General features: G+C 60.0%; 15 protein-coding genes. 10 read left to right on the top strand and 5 right to left on the bottom strand.

The window, feature by feature from the left end; genetic code table 11:
- The gene (locus tag ACFVHU_RS06785; protein WP_388023351.1) at positions 1-4,455 is read right to left on the bottom strand and encodes an FtsK/SpoIIIE domain-containing protein; all 4,455 of its coding nucleotides are present in this window, start codon (positions 4,453-4,455) and stop codon (positions 1-3) included.
- Positions 4,452-5,498 (bottom strand): RDD family protein, encoded by a 1,047-nt coding sequence (locus ACFVHU_RS06780; protein WP_388023348.1) that lies wholly within the window; start codon positions 5,496-5,498, stop codon positions 4,452-4,454. The genes ACFVHU_RS06785 and ACFVHU_RS06780 overlap by 4 nt, the downstream gene beginning before the upstream one ends.
- Before the next feature lie 145 nt (positions 5,499-5,643).
- Here ACFVHU_RS06780 and ACFVHU_RS06775 point away from each other — a divergent pair, with 145 nt between their 5' ends.
- The 6 genes from ACFVHU_RS06775 (at position 5,644) to ACFVHU_RS06750 (ending at position 9,699) form a co-directional block, all read left to right on the top strand.
- Positions 5,644-5,931: a WXG100 family type VII secretion target gene (locus ACFVHU_RS06775; protein WP_066141890.1), complete on the top strand. Its 288-nt coding sequence runs from the start codon at positions 5,644-5,646 to the stop codon at positions 5,929-5,931.
- Positions 5,932-6,064: 133 nt separating this feature from the next.
- Positions 6,065-6,388 (top strand): hypothetical protein, encoded by a 324-nt coding sequence (locus tag ACFVHU_RS06770; RefSeq protein ID WP_105656206.1) that lies wholly within the window; start codon positions 6,065-6,067, stop codon positions 6,386-6,388.
- Positions 6,389-6,406: 18 nt separating this feature from the next.
- Positions 6,407-7,792 (top strand): hypothetical protein, encoded by a 1,386-nt coding sequence (locus ACFVHU_RS06765; protein ID WP_332498720.1) that lies wholly within the window; start codon positions 6,407-6,409, stop codon positions 7,790-7,792.
- 64 nt (positions 7,793-7,856) lie between these two features.
- Entirely contained in the window at positions 7,857-8,483 is a 627-nt protein-coding gene (locus tag ACFVHU_RS06760; protein ID WP_388023343.1) for a hypothetical protein, read from the top strand.
- Positions 8,480-9,082: a hypothetical protein gene (locus ACFVHU_RS06755; protein WP_388023341.1), complete on the top strand. Its 603-nt coding sequence runs from the start codon at positions 8,480-8,482 to the stop codon at positions 9,080-9,082. Before ACFVHU_RS06760 ends, ACFVHU_RS06755 begins: the two co-directional genes overlap by 4 nt.
- A 38-nt stretch (positions 9,083-9,120) precedes the next feature.
- Entirely contained in the window at positions 9,121-9,699 is a 579-nt protein-coding gene (locus ACFVHU_RS06750) for a hypothetical protein (RefSeq protein ID WP_388023338.1), read from the top strand.
- Positions 9,700-10,506: 807 nt separating this feature from the next.
- Here the strand turns inward: ACFVHU_RS06750 and ACFVHU_RS06745 are convergent.
- The gene (locus ACFVHU_RS06745) at positions 10,507-12,366 is read right to left on the bottom strand and encodes a CocE/NonD family hydrolase (RefSeq protein ID WP_388023336.1); all 1,860 of its coding nucleotides are present in this window, start codon (positions 12,364-12,366) and stop codon (positions 10,507-10,509) included.
- Between the two features lie 156 nt (positions 12,367-12,522).
- Between ACFVHU_RS06745 and ACFVHU_RS06740 the strand changes: the two genes are divergently transcribed.
- Positions 12,523-13,611 carry a DUF5937 family protein gene (locus ACFVHU_RS06740; RefSeq protein ID WP_388023333.1) on the top strand — a complete coding sequence of 363 codons (1,089 nt, stop codon included), beginning with the start codon at positions 12,523-12,525 and terminating at the stop codon, positions 13,609-13,611.
- A gap of 169 nt (positions 13,612-13,780) precedes the next feature.
- Positions 13,781-15,331: an AbgT family transporter gene (locus tag ACFVHU_RS06735; protein ID WP_388023330.1), complete on the top strand. Its 1,551-nt coding sequence runs from the start codon at positions 13,781-13,783 to the stop codon at positions 15,329-15,331.
- A 141-nt stretch (positions 15,332-15,472) separates the two neighbouring features.
- On the opposite strand, the gene purB is transcribed toward ACFVHU_RS06735, so the two are convergent.
- Positions 15,473-16,882, bottom strand: coding sequence for an adenylosuccinate lyase (purB, locus tag ACFVHU_RS06730; RefSeq protein WP_388023327.1), 1,410 nt, complete (start codon positions 16,880-16,882; stop codon positions 15,473-15,475).
- Between purB and ACFVHU_RS06725 the strand changes: the two genes are divergently transcribed.
- On the top strand, positions 16,863-17,294 hold the full coding sequence (locus ACFVHU_RS06725) for a hypothetical protein (protein WP_133834095.1): 432 nt from the start codon (positions 16,863-16,865) through the stop codon (positions 17,292-17,294). The genes purB and ACFVHU_RS06725 overlap by 20 nt on opposite strands.
- Before the next feature lie 2 nt (positions 17,295-17,296).
- Positions 17,297-18,646: a hypothetical protein gene (locus ACFVHU_RS06720; RefSeq protein WP_388023324.1), complete on the top strand. Its 1,350-nt coding sequence runs from the start codon at positions 17,297-17,299 to the stop codon at positions 18,644-18,646.
- A 182-nt stretch (positions 18,647-18,828) separates the two neighbouring features.
- On the opposite strand, the gene ACFVHU_RS06715 is transcribed toward ACFVHU_RS06720, so the two are convergent.
- Positions 18,829-19,215 carry a phage holin family protein gene (locus ACFVHU_RS06715; RefSeq protein ID WP_105656214.1) on the bottom strand — a complete coding sequence of 129 codons (387 nt, stop codon included), beginning with the start codon at positions 19,213-19,215 and terminating at the stop codon, positions 18,829-18,831.
- Between the last annotated feature and the right edge of the window lie 13 nt (positions 19,216-19,228).

The raw sequence follows: 19,228 nt of genomic DNA, 5'->3' as shown, positions 1-19,228 counted from the left end.
CTACTGTTCCACGAGTGGAAGGTGGACCAGGGTGCGTTGCCCGTTTTGCACCATGAATCCGCGGCCCGGCGGGAATTCGTGGCGCTTGACGCGCGGGAAGGGCATCTTGAACAGCGAGTCCCCGTCGTAGGCGTCGGGCTTGAGCGCGATGCCGTGGCGGTTGGACTTCAGTTCGCCGAGTAGCCCGAAGCTGGAGGAGAACGCGTTGATGTCTCCGTCGGCGATCAACAAGTGGTCGGAGCGGTTGATGGCCTTGAGCAGTTCCTTGAGCGGGCGCTCGGCATCCGAATCGGCGAACTCGGTGAAGTTCTCCACAACGAACACGATCTTGCCCGGCATGGAATCGTCGGCGACCAGATCCAGCATGTCCTTGGCGAACTGCCGGGTCTCGGCCGGGCCCGAGGCCGTGCCGTTCCAAGTCCGCCAGCCGCGCAGCTCGGCGCGCCGGCCGCCAATGTGGAAGAACTGGGTAGCCGGGTTGGCGCGTTCCAGCGCGGTGACCATGGCGCGCAGGGTGTTGGTCTTCCCGCTTTGCGGCGGCCCGGCGATGACGAAGGTGCCGATGGGCTCGAAGCCGCAGGGTGCGAGGGTGGCATCCGACAGGCCGATGGCCGGCTGCCCGTTGACCGTGTCGGGCAGCGCCGCCGCGGAGAATTCCTGCGGTAGCGACTCGACTCCGGCCGCCTGCGGGGCACCGGAAGCTGCCAGCTCTTGGGCCCAGCTGGTGGTCAGCGCGGTCTGCTCGGCCACGTTCGCGGTGCCGCCCAGCACGGCGATCTGCGCCTCGTGGCCCTTGATGATGGCGCGACCCGGGGCACTGCGTTCGCCCAGCACATCCTTGGCCACGCCCAGCACGTTGTAGGCCTGCTCGTCGGCCATGCGCAGCACCACGCGCTGGGTGATGTTCGCGCTGATCGCGGTGGGCACCGCGCCGAAGCGGTCGGCGGTGGTGACCACGTGCACGCCCAGCGGGCGGCCTTCGCCCACGATGCGCATGAACACCTGGTAGTACTCGCCGCGGCCGTGGCCCAGCTCCCAGTCGCTGCGGAACTGGCCGAAGCCGTCGATCAGCAAGAAGATGCGCGGCTCGGACAAGTCCCCGGTGACCTGGCGGTATTCGCTCAGAGAGGCGGCGTTTGCGGCCGCGTACCGGGCCGAGCGCTCATCGAGGTGCTCGGCCAGGATGCGGAAGACGCGCTGGATGCGCTCCACGTCATCGCCGCCGATCACCGCGCCGACATGCGGCAGCGGATCGAGCGACCGCAGCGAGCTGGTGCCGAATTCCAGCGCGTACACCGCTGCGGTGCCGGCCGAAGGGTTGGCTCCCGCGGCGATCGCGATGCTGCGCAAGGCCGCTGACTTGCCCGCGCCGGAGGTGCCGTAGACCAGCAGGTGGCCGTCGGTATCGGGTTCGAACCAGGCGGTTTCCTGGGCCTGGTGCTCGGGGATGTCGGCCAGTGCCAGCGGGATCCGGCTGTCCGAATCCGGGGCGAGCTCGCGCAAATCCACGGTGGCCGAGAGATCATCGAGCCACGGCCGGCGCGGGGCCGGGATCCCGGCGCCGTTGGATGCGGCGATGAAGCTGGAGACCAGGCGCTTCTGGTCGTTCGGGCCGCTGTTCTCCTCGATGTCCGGCGTCGCCGATTCGGGTTGCTCCCAGACGCGCGCGCCGCCGAAGCGCAGGTCCTCCACCCGCACCTCGGCCGCTTCGGGCTCGTCGGTGGTCCAGCCTCCGGCGTAGCCGGACTGGAAGGGCACCAGCCGGCCCGGGCCGGTCTTGGCGATGCCGCGGCCGGGCAACGAGGGGTCGAAGCCGGCGGCGATGGGGTCCTCCACCACGTCATTGGAGTCCGCGGCGTCGGCCATGCGCAACGCCACGCGCAGGTTGGTGTTGGCGCGCAGGTTGTCCTTGATCACCCCGGCCGGGCGCTGGGTGGCCAGGATCAGGTGGATGCCCAGGGAGCGGCCGCGCTGGGCGATGTCCACCACGCCGTCCACGAATTCCGGGACCTCCCCGGCCAAAGCGGCGAACTCGTCGACCACCAGGACCAAGGCCGGAGGGGTCTCCGGGTCCTGGCGCTTTTCCAGCTCCAGCAGGTCCTTGGCCTTCTTGCGGTGGAAGAGCTTCTCGCGGTGGTGCAGCTCGGCACGCAGGCTGGTCAGCGCGCGGCGGACCAGGTGCGGGGAGAGGTCGGTGACCAGCCCGACGCAGTGCGGCAGCTCCACGCAGTCGGCGAAGGCCGAGCCGCCCTTGTAGTCCACGAAGAGGAAGGTGACCCGGTCGGGGCTGTACTCGGCGGCCATCGCCAGCACCCAGGCCTGCAGGAATTCGGACTTGCCCGAGCCGGTGGTGCCGCCTACCAGGGCGTGCGGGCCCTGGGTGCGCAGATCCAGGCTCATCGCATCCGGGGTGCTCTGGCCGACGTAGGCGCGCAGGGTTCCGGCGCGTTTGAGCCGCGGCCGGGGCCCGGTGGCGGCGCGGTCGATCACCGAGTTGTTCTGCTTCCAGCGCTCGAGCACCGCGTCCGGTGCTTCGGCCAGATCAGTGCCCAGGATGCGCAGCAGCGACACCGAGTCCGGGATATCCGAAGAGTCCGGGACCAGCGAGCTGGAGTCAACGATCGGAGCCAGCCGACGGGCGAAGTGCTCTGCATGCTCGCGCGAGACTCCTTCCACGGTCACCTTGCGGGCTTCTTCGCCGGCGCGCACCCAGCCCACGCGGGCATCCTCCAGGCCCCGGGTGACATCCACGAAGGTGCGGCAGGCCGCGGGCAGGGACTGGACGGTGGGGGCCACGAAGATCGTGTAGATGCCCACGGCCGGTCCGCGCTCGATGATCTGCGAGAGCCGGGCGCGGTCCACCGGGGCGTCATTGCTGACGAACAGCACCAGCGAGAGGTCCTTGGCTACCGGCAGGCTGGTGTTCTGCTCGCCGGCTTCCTTGCCCAGCTCCATGGAGGAATTGCGGGTGGACAGCGGGCCCAGCCGGTAGGAAGCCGGGTCGTTGCGCCGGGCGATGAGCTCTTCCAGAGCGTTGAGCAGCACGGTGCCCGAGGTCTGCGTATCGGCCAGCGCCAGCTGGGCCAGCGGGGAGCGCGGCCCGGTGGTGTGCGGCAGCCACTTGAACCATTCCAGGTCCCCGGTCCAGGCCGGGTCGATGATCGCGGCGGTGCACAGGTCGTTGGGGGCGTGCAGGCCGAAAAGCTGCACGGCCAGCGAGCGCAGGACATCGGCGGACTGCAGCCGGGGCCCGGCAATGCCGATGGCGCCGGCAGAGGGCAGCAGCTCGATGATCGGCACATCGTCGATCATCCGGTATTGCTCGGTGAGCTCTTCGACCCGTTCGACGTATTCCTGCAGTCCTGCCCGGTCCGCCAACGGGGCCACGGTGGTGCGGCTGCGGGCGGTTCCCGAGCCCAGCCGCAGGGAGAGGAAGTTCCAGTGCTCCGGGCGTCGGGTCCAGAGCAGCTGGCCCAGGGACTCGGCCTGCTCGAAGACCGTTGCGGTGGCTGGGGCTTCGCTGCGCCGGTGGGCGCGTTCGGCTTCCTCCCCGGCCAGCAGGCCATCTTCCAATGCCTCGAATTGCCGTTCGAAGGTCTCGATTTCCAGGCGCAGCTTGTTGTTGTTCTGGGTGCGCTGGCCGATCAGGTTGCCCAGCATCATCAGCGGCGAGACCAGCACCACGATTAGCGACAGCGCGCGCTGGGTCAGCGAGAAAATGGTCAAGCCCATGATCAGCGGTGCGAAGATCATCGGCCAGGGGAAGAGCTTGGGGCTGGCTTCCTGCGGGATCGCCGGGCGAGGCAGTTCCTCGCCGGGGTAGCGGATCTCCACCCGCGGGGAGCGGTTGAAGAGGATCGAGCCGCCCATCTCGTAGACCGGGGACTGCCCCGTGGCGGTCCCGTGCAGCAGCTCGAAGTAGACATCCGTGGCGCCCAGGGTGATCAGCTGGCCGGGGATCACCGAGACGCGCTGGGCCAACCCGCCATCCACTAGGATGCCGTTGGCGGAGTTCAGGTCCACCAGCTCGATCTTGCTGCCCACCTCGATGCGCGCATGCCGGGTGGAGACCATGCGGTCGTTGAGCACCACGGTGGCCTTCTCCGAGCGCCCCACATAGGAGGTGCCGGCGGGCAGCGCGAAGGCCATGCCGGCATCCGGGCCGTTGGCTACTCGCAGCACCGCGGCCGCCGAGCCGCCCGAGACGAAGGCATCGGTAGTCGGCACGACTTCGATGGTGAAGCCCGAACCCAGTTCCGCTTCGGCCAGCGGGGTGTGCGGATCGAGCTGCACCGGCGCGGTGCCGGTGGCCGTGGCCAGCAGCGTGGGATGCTCGGGAACCTGCTCCCCGGCCAAGGCGCGGGCGGCATCTCCCACGGTGGCGGTCGCATCGCAGGTCAGGATGACGTCCACGGTGCTGGTGTCCGGTCGCCTGAGCGTGGCCTTGATTTTCACTTGGCGGTCTCCTGGAAGGTAATGCGGAAGGTGCGGCTGCCGACTTGGACGACGTCACCGTCATTCAGATGCAGGCGGACATGGGGCGGTGCATTGTGCGGGGCGCGGGAGGCGACGATGACCTGGGTGCCATTGCTGGATCCCAGGTCCATGATCCAGGCATTCGCCCCGTCGCAGCCGAAGGCCAGGTGCGTTTTGGACATCAGACGTTCCGGGTCCTTCAGCGCGACCAGCAGTTCATTGCCGGTGCCCGCGGTGGCCTGGGGCGCACGCCCGATCAGCCCGGATTCGGGAACCGGGATGTAGGACCCGTCGTCGAAGGCGAAGGCCGCGCGGCGGACGATTCCCAGACCTTGCTCCGAAGGCGAATGCCAGTCGCTGTTTTGCGCCCCGACAATGCCCGCGGTGGACCGGGCACGCGAAGGCACGGCGGCCTCTTCGCGCTCGGCGTCATCTTCGATCGTGCCCAGCGGCGGCAGATGCTCGGAAATGTCCCGGTCCGGGCGCGAGAGCAGGTATTCGGCACGGGCCAGCGCCCGCGGGTTGGTGGGGTCCAGTCCATTGCGGATATCGACCACATAAGTCTGGGCAATCTTGTCCAGCCAGCCGCGGCCGTGCTCCTTGTCGAACAGGCAGGAGACCAGTAGCAGGACGGGGCCGATGAGCGGGATGAGATGGCTGAGCAGGAAGGCGAAAGACGCGACCATAACGCGGGGGAAACCCGGTGCGGCGAAGCGGCCCAGTCCGGTGGCGCGCAGTCGCATCGCGGACTTGCCGGGCGATGAGCCCTTGCGGCTGTTCATCGTGAGCAAGACAATCAGGTAGACCAGCAATAGCAGGGCACTGACCGCGGACAGGACCAGCGGAACGGTGGAGTACTGTCCAGTCACCCGGAAAATCACGTAGCCGATGCCGGCGGGCAGCAATGCAGCCAGCGAAATAGCGTAGTCGATAAGGTAGGACCAAATGCGCAGGCGTGCTTCGGCCGGCCGCATTCCGAGGGTGGAGGATTTGGCGAGGGCTGCTGCTGAAACGACGTCCATGGGACCTTTCTACTTCAGTTCAATGCTGGCCTGCCACGGGGAGTTCTCCCCATTGAACGGAGGCCATCTGCCACATTATTCTAGACTGTGAACGAACTAGAGTGGCCCGGCAAGCGGGCCAGTCGACGAGTTGAGGAGCATTGTTGTGACTGATTTCAAGGCCAATTACGGCGAAATGGAAGCCATGGCATCGAAGCTTGATACCGGGCGCGAAGACCTGGATGGCGTTCTTGAGCAGCTGCAGTCCGGCGTGGACAAGCTGCTGGGCGAAGACTTCACCACCGAGCACGCTTCGGGCCAGTTCGGCGAAGGCTACAAGGACCTGAACGATGGCTTGAAGAAGGCTTTCGACGGCATTAATGACATGGCCATCGCCCTGCGCGACATGATGGAGCAGATCCAGGACACCGACCGTTCCATGGCTGGCAAGTAGGACCATTTTTTACGGGGTAATGTGGCCGCCTTGGGAAATTACGGGCGGCCACATTTTTCTTGCACCGCCTGATCCTTGAATACCGAATTGTCCTGCAGCGTCGTCGCTGGATACCTGAGGAGTCGTTTGCACTATGGCCGATGAAATCTATTTGGCGCGCCTGGAAGAAATTGTCACGGAGCTAGGCAATAGTATTAAGGATTTCGAGAATGCGTCTGACTTTGCCAAGGGCATGGCCGGCTCAGTGGGAGACCCGATGGGCAAAGGCGATCTGAAAGACCGAGTCAAGGACTTCGAAGACAACTGGAACGATACCCGTGATGACCTCCTCAAGAATCTTGAAGGAGTGCATACCGGGTTGAAGGACATCAAGGATGGATTCGAAGAGTGGGATCTGGAAACGAAGAAGGCCTTCTTGAATTCACGTGCTTCCGATGCCCCCAAAGAAGCTAAGTAAACTGAGAGAGTTGACGACATGACCTTGGAATCGCCAAAGGGTACAACCCTGCAGCTCATCGACGGAAATCCTGATGACCTGCTCCGGAGCGCCAAGGACTTGATCACCTCGGGCGAGGAGATGGAACGCTCTGCGGCCAGGCTGGAAGACATCAGTAACGGGACGTCGGATCTGAAGTCTGAAGCTATCGCCAAGCTGCGTGAGAACGCTGGAGACGTATTTCCCGAGTTGCGCAAGGCGGCCATTCGATACGACGGCACAGGCCAGGCCCTGAAGAAATATTCCTATGCTTTGGACCGGGTCCAAGGCGCGCTCCAAATGTGCACCGCTGAGGGCGGAGTGGATTCGTACACGACCTTGAACGCGCTGATCACGGACATCGAGGATGCGCACCAGAGCGTGCAAACCAAGAGAAGCCAAGAAGACACCGCCGAAGGCGCGGTAGATGATGCCGACGGATTCCTCGGCTTCAGCGAAGGGACCGACGAGGAAAAAGCGGAAGCCAAAAGCGACCTGACAGAAGCAACCGCTGCGCGCGAAGAAGCCGAAGAAGAACTGCGTGAGCTGTGGGGCAAATTCGACGGTCGCGTTTCCTATTGGGAAGATGCCTACGATGAGGCAGTCGGCGAAATCGAGGATGCCTTCAAAGCCGCGGACAACGATGACAAGTTCCTCTCCACCCTGGGTTCGGTTCTAGGCTGGATTGCCTTGGGCGTGGGTATTGCGGCCTTGTTCATCACTTCGCCGGTGTGGGGACCGATCGCATCAGCAATTGCGGTGATCGCTGCCGTTGCCGTGGTGGCAATCGAGGTCATCAAGATGGTCCAAGGCGATGGCGACTGGACCAGTTTGCTGATAGCGGTAGTCGGAATTATCCCCTTCGGCCGTTTTGCTGGAAAAGCCTTCTCCGGCTTAAGCAAGGCATTTCCCTCGGGGATCAAGGCAGGATCCAAAGCGGGACCTCGGAACATCATCAAGGCCTTTAGCAAAACGCGTTCCAGCACGGGGCGCGGCATTGTCAGGTCTTCCATCAAGTCGGGCACCAAGCGCCCACCGAAAACTACGATCCGTGGAAACCGTCCGACCAAAGCCAAGATCCGGCGAAATAACCGCAAGATCGAGCAAAAGTACCAGCAGACCGTTTCCGGCAAGACCAACAAGTATTTGGATGGCTTCAACAAGGAATTCAAAGGCGACTGGAAGACATACGTGAAGTACATCTCGGAGGGAAGCGCAACAAAGCATCGCGAAATGGCTGCCTACATACTGAAGAACCCTGACGACATGGGTCCTCAGGCCAGAGCCTGGGCGGAAAAGATTGCGAAGCACGGGAACTGGGAAGACCGGGGCAACGTCATAGTGACCGCGCCTCCTAGCCTCTGGGACCTGACTCGCGAGAAGTAGCTTCGGCGCGGAGCAATCCGTAAAGTGAACATCCGAGCCACACATTGAATTTGCGGGAGAAACGATGAGCGCAACACCACCAGCGTCGAAGGCGCGTCCCCGAGGCATCGGATACAGCTTGCTGTATCCGGCAGGTTGGCGCGAATTCAACACCAGTGTTGAGCACGAGCAGGCTTTGACGAAACTGGTGACGGCAGAGCCCAAGGCACTTGGACGCGCAGACCTGGTATTGATGCTTCGACGGCAAATGCACCAGACGTTCGAGTACTTGAGGCGCCGCGGATCACTTGGCTTCGCAATGCCGGTAGAGAAACTTGCCGAGGGGGGAATGCCGGTTTCCGTGATCATGACCCCACTCAAGGTGGGATCCTCCGGCACTCTGCTGGAAGCTGCGCGAAAGGCCGCAGGCGGCAACCAGATCGAAATCGAAGACGCCGACGGAGCAGACTGGTACCTCTGGTCTTCCGTAGAGCAAGCCGCCGAATCCCCAGAGCTCAAGAACAATGGCCTGAACATGGTTGTTCCTCGTCCGTTGCCAGATGGAACCATCGATCCGGATCCAAAAGCCGGATTGTGGCTGCTTTATTCCTACGCGCACGTTGAGTCGGAGAATGGTGAGGCATTCTCCGAAGGATTAAAGTCGTTGGGCTTGTCGATACTGGGAACTTTCAAGTGGGTGCCAATTCAGTGACAACATACGAGATTGAACCGGATCTGGAAATTTGGATTCCGGTACCTCGCTCATTTCCTGAAGATAGTTGGGATACGGCAGAGCAATGGGCACAGGACCTTGCGGAATTGGCCATCCCGGAAGATCTTGAGCTGCGGAAGGTCTATGAGCAGCTTGCTTTGGACGTGGCGAACAACCAAATAGCCGAAGCCGAGCATACGCTCTGGTATTCGCCTGAAGATGGACACGCACTGGGCACTGCCCATTTGATAGTTCTGGATGACGACCCTGCCTTGAGTTTGGAGGAACTGGCCCAGCCGGACTACGAATCGGCGGCACCGGTCCAGATGAGCGAATACCACTCGGAGTCACTTGGACAGATCATCCAATTGGCGTCCGTCATCGCGCTGGATGGGCAGCGGGAAGGAAACGGATCAGCAGTGCTGCCGGCCATCGGGCATGTCAGAACCGTAGCGCGGGGACATGGACTGCTCTTCCTGCTCGAGGCGTTCGACTCCGACCTCTCGACTTTGAATTTCATGATGGACCCGATGATCGATCTTTTCGATGCGGTGATCTTCGACAACGTTGACCATGAAAGCGAATTAGGCAGCATATGAAGACCTCTAGATCCAGATTGCCCGAGCACAATGAATTCGTGGCGTCCTCGCTGTATTTCTATCCGCGGATTGACAAGGGCTTCAGCCTGTTGGCTATTGGAATGATCCTCTTATTGATGGGCATCTACCTGATTGCCAACGACTTGCCGGAAACCTCAAGCTATCTTGCTCAAATTGTCCTTCAGGGTATCCCCACCGTAGTGGGCTCCATACTGCTGATCTTCGGCGCCGTCGCACTTGCCAGCGCAGTGAAGGGTGCCGGTAGAAAAGCGGCCGATGCCATCGATCTGAAGGTCAAGGCCAGTGGCCTAACAGTTCGCGGTGGGCACAAGATCGCTTGGGCTTCGATTGCTTCGGTCATGGGCGTCGAGCACGTCAACAATGCGAAGGTCCAAGTCCTATGGGATCGAGCGGACCTGAACCGGACATTAGAGATTTATTTGCACGAACCCGTGGAGGGTCAACCAGGAAAATTCAGGGAAGGAAAGCCCTATATTCAGGTGTCCCTCCGCCATTATCCTGCCGTAGAGTACCGCGCCCTTTACGAAAAGATAATAGACCAATTCGAGAATCGTGGCATCCCTCTCGCATTCGAGGCTAAACCTACTCAGTTCTGATTCAAGCGGCTACGCCAAATGACGTGCAAGAGGCGCCGCCTCCCCAGGAATTCGTCCGGGGTGGCGGCGCCTCTATTCGTGTACGCCCAGTGTGGGCATTTGCTACAGGGAAAATGCCCAAGGGAAGAGGGCGTTCAACTCCTGCATGAAGGCAACTGCGTCTCAGCTAGGGGGTGGGGAGGAAGCCAGAGGCAGAACTGTGCGCTGAGGAATATGAATCTCATGAGCGGCATGCGTACCGGGGGTAAGCCAGCAAGCGGTTGTGGAGCCAGTTCCTCCAGATTTGTTCCATTATCAACCGGCGGGGATGTGCATTAGCCGGAAGTTCCCTGGTCTTGACGACTGGGTGAGGCGACAGTCGCGTCAGATTCCTTGGATGGTGTGAAAGCGTCCCCGGACCCAGATGGCGGACCTTCGCCGTTTGGTGTTGCGAAGGACGAAAATAAACAGTCGGAAACGTTCGCTCGAGTACTGGCGTAATTCGATTTTCCGTTGTTCCTCGTGAATTGCCAACTGGGTATTGGGAGGCTTTGGGCATGGTGTTCTTTAGTCGTGCTCGGGATCGTATTCAGTGACGTGGCGAAGCGCCGGATGCTGGCCCGCATGCCCGGTGGTGCGAGAGGCGGGGCCAGGTACCCCGCCCGCTCGACGGCTTGCGGCCCATTGCTCTCCAAGCGCAGGCACGGACAACGTGCACAGGATGTGGCAGGCCATGGAACTTTCCTGGTGCATCTGGGCGCGATGCATTGAACTTCACCCGCCAGCACGATCCAGACCCCACTTGCGACGCAGCTGAGTTGTATGTTTTCAGGCGTTTGGCAGGATATGAAGCGACAGCGAAGTCGGGTGCTCAGTCGAGAAATGAACAGTATTTTCAGCGATGAGCTTTTGATTATCGCGGGCTGCGGAACCTCCAGTATTCGGATTGATGTCGAACCGGGGAAAATTGCTTGACGAGACGTCCAACCGAATACGGTGGCCAGCGGCGAACAGGTTTGCTGTCGACGGCGCAGCGACCGTTACCCGGTAGACCTGTCCTTGCTGCATCAACTCCGGATCTTTGTACGAATCCCGGTAACGCACCCGCATGATTCCCTCGGTAAGATTCATCGCGAATCCGTTCGGATAGTCTGCGCTAGGTGGGTACTCATCGATCAGCTTGATGGTCAAGTCGGTATCAGGTGCAGATGACGAAAGGTATATTTCGGCAGTGACGTCGCCCGCGATACTCACGGCAGTGTCGAGCACTGCCGACCGGAATACTAAGACATCGGCACGATCGGCCAGGCTGACGGGGACAGAGTCGAGCGCTCCTGACGGTGCCACTTGGTCGTATGCTCCGCCTCGCATGAGCGGCTCACCGCTGGTTACTTGGCCGCCCACGGTCGGTGCAGGATCATGAGGATCGAAAATCAGCGTTGAATGGGCCTGGCCCGAGAACGGGTCCGCTCGCATGCCACCGTCCGGGTGCAAGTACATGGTTGTCTTCGCCGAAGTCTCTGGCGGCCAGGTAGTTGCGTGCTTCCACTGTCCTCCGTGCAACAGGCGGCCTTCGTCAGTTGCCGTCCCAGGACCACCTCCCATCATGAAGTACGTGACCTTGTGGCGCGGAGTTGCATTCCTAGCCCGGCCGAGCACTTCATCCATCCAGTCGGCCCGGAAGTGCAGGTAAGACGGTGCGAGGTTACCGTCGAAGTAGCCCCCGGTTCCGAAATCCACGTCTCCGGCATAATTCTGGCACCGCTTGCCATGGGTCCAAGGGCCCAGGAGCAAATACGCTGGACTGCTTTTCATGGAAGATAACTGCTGAAAGTTCTCAATGGCTGAGGAAATATATGGATCGTACCAGCTGGAGATATGGAAAGACGGCACGTCGGGAAAGCGATCATAATACCCGCGAGCATAGATTGCCGGGTGACTCCAGTACTCCCCAAATGACTCGCGGGACCACTGGTCAAGCAGATAGCTTTCGTAACTGGGAGCCAGGCTCAGGGGGGACTTGCCAGGGGTCCAAGGGGTCCGTTCAAACCATTCAGCTAGATCCACCTTGGCCAGGCCCGCGGCGATCTCGGGGCTGCTGGCAGCCTCTGGACTTCTGGCCGCGTGGCGGAACGCCCAAGTAGCCTGTTTCAGTTCGAAGGCCCCGCCCATCCTCATGCCCACTTCGTAGGCTGAAGAGAACCCGCCAGAGTCCATGAACATGCCTGCAAGCGATTCGGGAGACAATGCCGCTACTGCCGTCTGCGCGTGGGCAGAATAGGAAACGCCATTCATGAGCACACGCCCATCGCACCATGGCTGGTCGCGTATCCATGCAATGGTCTCGAAACCATCGCGTCCCTCATTGAAGTACTTTACGAATTCGCCGCCTGAACGACCTCTGCCGCGGCAATCCTGTCGAACTACAACGTAGCCCCGGCTAATGAAAAATTCGGCAATCTCCTCCGGCATGGGAACGGCGCTATGGCGAACAGACTGGTCGGAATCCCTTATGGCTCGCTTGCCATAGGGGGTGCGTTCCAGAATCACGGGGAGCGGCCCTTCATGTTGGCTGTTCCGGTAAACATCCGTGGCCAGCTGGACGCCATCGCTTAGAGTCACCATGTACTCCTGGATTTCCACGGCAACTTCTGGAATTGGTGTCATATCACCAGTTCGGATCGACAAGGCTCACTCTTTTCGCGTTCAATGCCGATCAAAATTGCGGGCTTGACCGGCGGCTAATTATCTACAATCGAAGATATCCGTCGTCGAGGTAGTCCATGAGACAATTGGCGCAAGTTAGCCAAATGTTTGTTGTGTACAGGGTCTGGGGAGGGAAAAATGGCTATTGCCTTGCAGTTTTCGGGCTTCAACCCCAGTGACCTCAAAGTGGCGAGTTCACCGCTGGCTGAGTTGATGGCCCTGCTGCATGTATGGGCCGAGCCCGATCACCACCTTGAATTCTCCGATGCTGTCCAGGCCCTCGCCAGCGGCGCGGATGAACCCCTGATCAGCGAATTCCAAGCGCTTTCACCGTTGTGGGCACGATTCAGGGCTCGATTCTTTTTCCCGCTGAGTTTGCAGCCCGGTTCCCTGTTCGATCGCGAGCTAGCCGCTTTGGCAGCAATGCCGGTGAGTGCCTTCGCTGGAATGGCAGCTGAGGCGCTGAGGGGGTTCAGCCAAGTGCAAACTATAGCCATCGATGTGCTCAGTGATAGCCAGGCCCAGCAGGAATTTCTGGATTCCTGTCGGTCACGCTCTGCGAGCCGCTTTGAACTGGCGGAACAATTGGTTAATGATCCGCAAAAATTCAGGAGCCGGATTATTCGGTTCTGCATCGAATGCTGGAACTCTTTCTTCGCGGCGGAGTGGGAGAACTTATACCAGGAGGCAAGTGGTTCCGCCGCTCAACTGACAATGAAGTTTAAGCGCTCTGAGCCGACCTCTGTGATTGCAGAAGTAGGCGCCACAGCGAAAGCTTTCCCTGGCGTTGCTGAGGTGCGTTTCGATAAACTCCAGCAACGCAGCGTGCCCTTGGCGCACAGGGAACTTCTGATGATCCCGTCGAAATGGATTGGGAATCATCTTACGGTCAAGGATCACCCCGGCTACCCGGTAATTGTCCACTTCCCGATGCAACGGGACAGGGATCCTATTCTCAAGATCACGCAGGTCCGCGAGCGGCTCCGAGCGTTGAGCGCCGATTCCCGGATGGAATTGTTCCGCCATATTTCGGCTGAACCAATGACGACGTCGGAACTTGCATCGCGCATGGGACAACCCGCGGCGCAGATCTCCCGTTCCTTGCGGGTTCTGCGGGAGGCTGACCTCGTTGTTTCGGAGCGCAAGGGGAAACTTGTGTATCACCGGATTGACACCAAGACGGTCCTCAGCCTTGGACCGGATCTCTTGTCCACACTGACTCGGTGACCGGCGGCCGGGCAAAATGCCATGGCCAAAGGGCGGCTAACGATTGTCTGAAATTGGTTAATCATCCTCATATAGCTCAACATCTGTAATAGAAATCACTAGTGGGCGATCCGCCCCATCGTTACCGAGCGCAATGGGAGCTTGGCACGGACCCGCTACTGGAGGAACCATGACTATCACTGAGTCCATAACCCGAAAAGAGCCGCTGGGAATCAGATTCCTGGCGCGACTCGAACGCGCGGGCAACGCCCTGCCGCATCCGTTTTGGCTGTTTTGGATCCTGTTCGCGGTTCTGGCTGTAGCCAGCTGGATACTTTCCCGTACAGGGGTCGAAGTTGTTGACCCAGCGACGGGCGAAACGGTGGGGGTCAATAGTGCGTTGTCGGTAGGTGCCATACGGGATCTGCTAACTGGCGCGGAAGAATCGTTCGTCACCTTCGGTCCGCTGGGCACAGTGCTGATCGTGATGCTAGGTGTCGCTGTTGCCGACAGGTCCGGACTCTTCGAAGTGATGGCACGACGTGCATTGAGTAACGTGTCGCCGCGGTACGTCGTCTTCGCCGTGGCATTAGGCGGTGCCTTATCCAAGTTCCTCTCGGACTCCGCTTATGTAGTACTGATTCCCTTGGGTGCGGTGGCTTTTAAAGCGGTGGGCCGCTCTCCGATGCTTGGCATGATCGTCGCGTTCGTATCGATTAATGCAGCCGGCGATGCCAATCCGTTGATTGCACCCGGCGACGTGGTATTCGCCAAAGTGGCAACGGAAGCCGCACAAATCATCGACCCGGCAACTACTGTTCGTGCGACGGATAATATGTACTTCACCACGGTTTCGGCCTTGGTCTTGGCGGTCACGGTCACCGTGGTTACGGAGCTGATTCTGAAACGGCGGGAAGGGACGCTTATCGTCGAAGCTACCGAGGTGCCGCCAGGCGACAGCCGGGCAGCGGGACTGCGCCTGACCGATGTGGCCGAGCGTCGTGGCCTTCGCACCACTGGTGTGGTGGCATTGGTTTTCGTGGCCGTGCTGGCTGTGGCAGTAGCGATTCCGGCGTCACCGCTGCGAGGCGAGAACGGCGAGTTCCTTGAGTCGCCATTCTTGAACGGAATAGCATTCTTCCTGTCCTTGTTCTTCCTGGCCATCGGGACAGCTTTTGCCAAGAGCTCTGGTCAGCTGGCGTCCAATGCGGACATTCCCCAGTTCATGGCCGACGGAGTACGTGCCATCGCGCCATTGATTGTCCTGTTCTTCGCGGTGTCGCAATTCCTGGCCCTGTTCAAGTACACGAAAATCAGCACCGTGGTCGCAGTAATGGGCTCCGATACGATCAAGGGGCTGGGGATCAACACGGTCGGGCTGTTCCTGATCGTCGTGTTGGGCGTTGCGACCTTGAACCTGCTGATTACTTCAGGGCAAGCGTTGTGGGCATTGGTGGCACCGGTAATCGTCCCCATGATGATGCTATTGGGCACCAATCCGGCGACGACCATGGCGCTTTATCGGATTGCGGATTCCTGCACCAATTCCATTACTCCGATGAGTACCAGTTTCGTGCTCTGCGTTGGGTATCTGCAGACCTTGAACAAGAAGGCCGGCATAGGAACATTGATCTCCTTTACCCTGCCTTGCGCCGTGATCATGTTCGTGGTTTGGCTGGCACTTTTCTTGGCATGGTGGGCGCTGGGCATCCCGTTGGGCCCGGGTGCCCCCGTTCGCTAATACAGGGGCATGGAATTGCAGCGCTGAGAAGCAAATTCGAATTGAAGCTGCTACGGATGCCCAGTATTAAAAAGTTCCGCCCCGGATTGCTCCGGGGCGGAACTCGTTTAAGCCGTCGTTCGGGAAGCTTGCGCCACCGGATTACTTCTTCAAGTGGTCAACCAGCTGCGAAGCGATGCCATTGTAGCTGCCCGGGGTCAGCGACTGCAGGCGGGTTTCGGCTTCAGCCGACAGGCCCAGTTCGCCAACGAATTCCTTCAGGCGGGCCGCATCCACGCGGTGGCCGCGGGTCAGGTCCTTCAGGCGCTCGTACGGGTTATCCATGCCTTCGACACCGGCGATAGCCTCGGCGCGCATGACCATCTGGATGGCCTCTGCAAGGACCTCCCAGTTGTGGTCCAAGTCGTCAGCCAGCACGGCTTCGGCGACAGACAGTCGATCCAAGCCCTTGGCAACGTTGGAGATCGCCAAAACCGAGTGGCCGATAGCGGTACCGATGTTGCGCTGCGAAGAGGAGTCGGTCAGGTCGCGCTGCCAGCGGCTGGTGACCAGGGTGGAACCCAGGGTGTTCAGCAGGCCGTTGGAGATCTCCAGGTTAGCTTCAGCGTTCTCGAAGCGGATCGGGTTGACCTTGTGCGGCATGGTCGAGGATCCGGTGGCGCCGGCCACTGGGATCTGCGCGAAGTAGCCGATGGAGATGTAGCTCCAGACATCGGTGCACAGGTTGTGCAGAATGCTGTTGAAGCGTGCAATGTCTGCGTAGACCTCTGCCTGCCAGTCGTGGGATTCGATCTGGGTGGTCAGCGGGTTCCAGGTCAGGCCCAGGTGCTCAACGAAACCCTTGGAGATCTGCTGCCAGTCAGCGGTAGGGACCGAAGCGTAGTGGGCAGCATAGGTGCCGGTAGCGCCGTTGATCTTGCCCAGGTACTCGGTCTTCTCGACGCGGTCCAGCTGGCGGGTCAGGCGCCACGCCAGAACTGCCAGTTCCTTGCCCAAGGTAGTTGGGGTGGCTGGCTGGCCGTGGGTGCGCGAGAGCATCGGCACGTCGCGGGAGTCCTCGGCCATCTTGGCCAGCTGTGCCACCAGGTCGCGGGCTGCCGGCAGCCATACCTGCTGCACGCCACCCTGGACGCCCAGAGCGTAGGACAGATTGTTGATGTCTTCAGAGGTGCAACCGAAATGCACCAGCGGCTTGAGGTTGCCAATGCCGATCGCTTCCAGGCGGTTAGCGATGTAGTACTCGACAGCCTTCACATCGTGAACGGTGACAGCTTCGATCTCTGCCAGTTCCTTCACGGAATCAGCGTTGAAATCGGTGACGATCTTGCGCAGTGCTGCCTTCTGTTCCGCAGAAAGCGGGGAGGTGCCTGGAAGAACGGAGTTATCGGTCAAGTGGATCAGCCATTCAATTTCAACGTGAACGCGATCGCGGTTCAAAGCCGCTTCGGAAAGGTAGTCGACCAGCGGTGCCACGGCGCTGCGGTAGCGTCCGTCGAGGGCAGTCAAAGCCAGTGGTTCATTAGCAAGGGAAGTGCGCGCAATCTCAGCCATACTCATATTCTTCCATCCTCGGCGCTACATCACATCTTTTACTTCACTGCTGTTTCCACAACCGGTCGCCAAACGTGCTGGTGCCCCATTGTTGCTGTCCATGATGGTGGACAAATTCTCAAGGATGCGGAGCAAGGAAATGATGTTTCAAGCGACGCTGCTGACGGTGGCAAGTCAGCTCGATGACGCCCAGAAAACCACTAAGTTTGCCATCGCACAGTTGGGTTCAATCCGGGCATTGACTTGGAATTCAAAGGCTGGCAAGGCGTTTCTAGACAATGTTGAGGAGCTGAGCCAGCGACTGGAAATGCTCAATGGCGAGCTGAACAACGCTGAAGAGTACTTGGGGGTTGCCATGCGTGAGATCCAAAACCTCGAAGCGCAAATCATGAACCAGAGAATGGCCTCGTAGCCATGGGATATGAAGTCAATTACAACGAGCCGGATTACGCCCAGGCAGGGGAAATCTGCCAGCGGGTTGCTCGCGACATCAATGGCATATCCGACGCTTTACTCAGGGCCGCGCACGCTGCGGACAGTTGCCAGGGGGACCTGAATCTGCAGTGCATGGCGGCAGGCATTGAAGCCAGGGGCTATGGCATCGGGCATCTAGGCGATTTGATCAGAGACAGCTATCAGCAGGCCAGGGAAGGCGAAATCACAGCGTTCGAACTTACCGGAAAGGTCTCTGCGGCCATGCGGAATTATGAGGTTGCCGAAGCCGCAGTTGAACGGATGATGCTCGTAAGCACCAGCGCAGTACTGGTCGGGGACTTCATATCCAAGACCCGCGATAACGGCTGGCGTCCGCCGAGGGAAAGCATGGAGACCTTTTTGCGCTTGCTGATGTCCTACATCCCGCACTGGCCCTTGGCGCCGAATATGACCTTGACCGAGCAAATCGAAGGTACCGCCAAGTCGCTGTCGCGGATTATGCGGCTGCTGGGGTCAAACCGGAATACCGAAATAGAGCTCGCAGGGCAAGATCCAGCTCAGACGGTTGAACTGGATGGCAAGATGAGAAGCTATTTCCAGCTGCACGAAAAGCTGGAGGGCGAAGGCACGGAGAACAACGGAAAGATCATGATCGTCGAAGCTGACGATGATACTTATATCGCGCTCTTTCCGGGGACGCAGGATGACGCCGAAGTTCCTTCGCCTTTCGGCCCGGAAGGCATCGCTGACGGCTTCGGGGTGGAATCCGAGAATTTTGTGGAACCGCTCGATGAAGCATTAAGGCTCAGCGGAGCGAAAGAGGGCGATGAAGTAATCCTCTCCGGCTACTCGCAAGGAGGCATTCACGTAGCCCAGCTGACGAAGAACAAGTTCTTGAAGCGCAAGTACAAGCTGAACAAGGTGCTGACCCTTGGTTCTCCCATCGGCACTATTGATCTGCCAGAGGATATCCGCAGCCTATCCGTAGAAGACCGAAAAGATATGGTGCCCGGCACCGATGGCGGACCCAATCCCCGCAAGGGCGAGCATTACACCACCACTTTCCCAGGTCCGCGCGAGCACATGCAGGACATCTTGCCCGAAGACGGGCTCTTTGGCCCGTCGCATCATCTCAAGAATTACGGTGACCACCTCCTGGAACTCGATGAGGACCCGAAACTGGAAATCAGAGAGCATCTGAAGCAGTTCTACCTTCCCGAATCCCCGCTGAAAATCCGCATGTTCAAGCTGGAGCGCAAGCAAAAAGAACGTCCGCCCTTGAAGGAAGAAGACAAGGAGCGGCTCAAGCACATGGCACCACGCCACTAAAGCGCTCAAGAACTGCAACCAGCCGGCCGGATCAGCATCACCGGGTATCACCGTGCTGATGAATGGTGCTGTGGATCAGGGCAGAAGATGGGACGCTGATCGGGGGCGGCGAATCGGATATTAACGAAAGAGGACGGCACCTGTCGGATGCCGTCCTCTTCTTGTACTGCGTCGAATACCGCTTACTCGTTCTCGCTCTTGACGAACAATCCGAGGACCGCAGAGACGATGGAGATGATAATCGTGCCGGCGATGGCATCCCACCAGAACTGCTCGATGACCAGTTCAATCGGGGTGAAGGTCGTCAGCCATGAAGTCAGCAGGAGCATCAGGGCGTTAATCACGATAGTGAACAAGCCCAAGGTGAGGCAGGTGATTGGCAAGGAGAACAGCTTGACGATCGGACGGACCAAGGCGTTGACCAATCCGAAGATTGCGCCAACCGCCAAATAGGCGATGACCGTGCTTACTGCACCTTCGCCGGCCGCGACGATCTTGAGGCCGGGCACAATCCAGACGGCGGCGGCGAGGGCAAGCGCATTGACGATGACTCGAATCAGAAAGCTCATGCCTTAACTTTGG

Origin of the sequence: Glutamicibacter sp. NPDC127525, assembly GCF_042672105.1 — a bacterium.
Lineage (GTDB): Bacteria > Actinomycetota > Actinomycetes > Actinomycetales > Micrococcaceae > Glutamicibacter.
The sequence above is the reverse complement of the archived record's forward strand: the minus strand, read 5'-3'. Positions and strand labels throughout refer to the sequence as shown.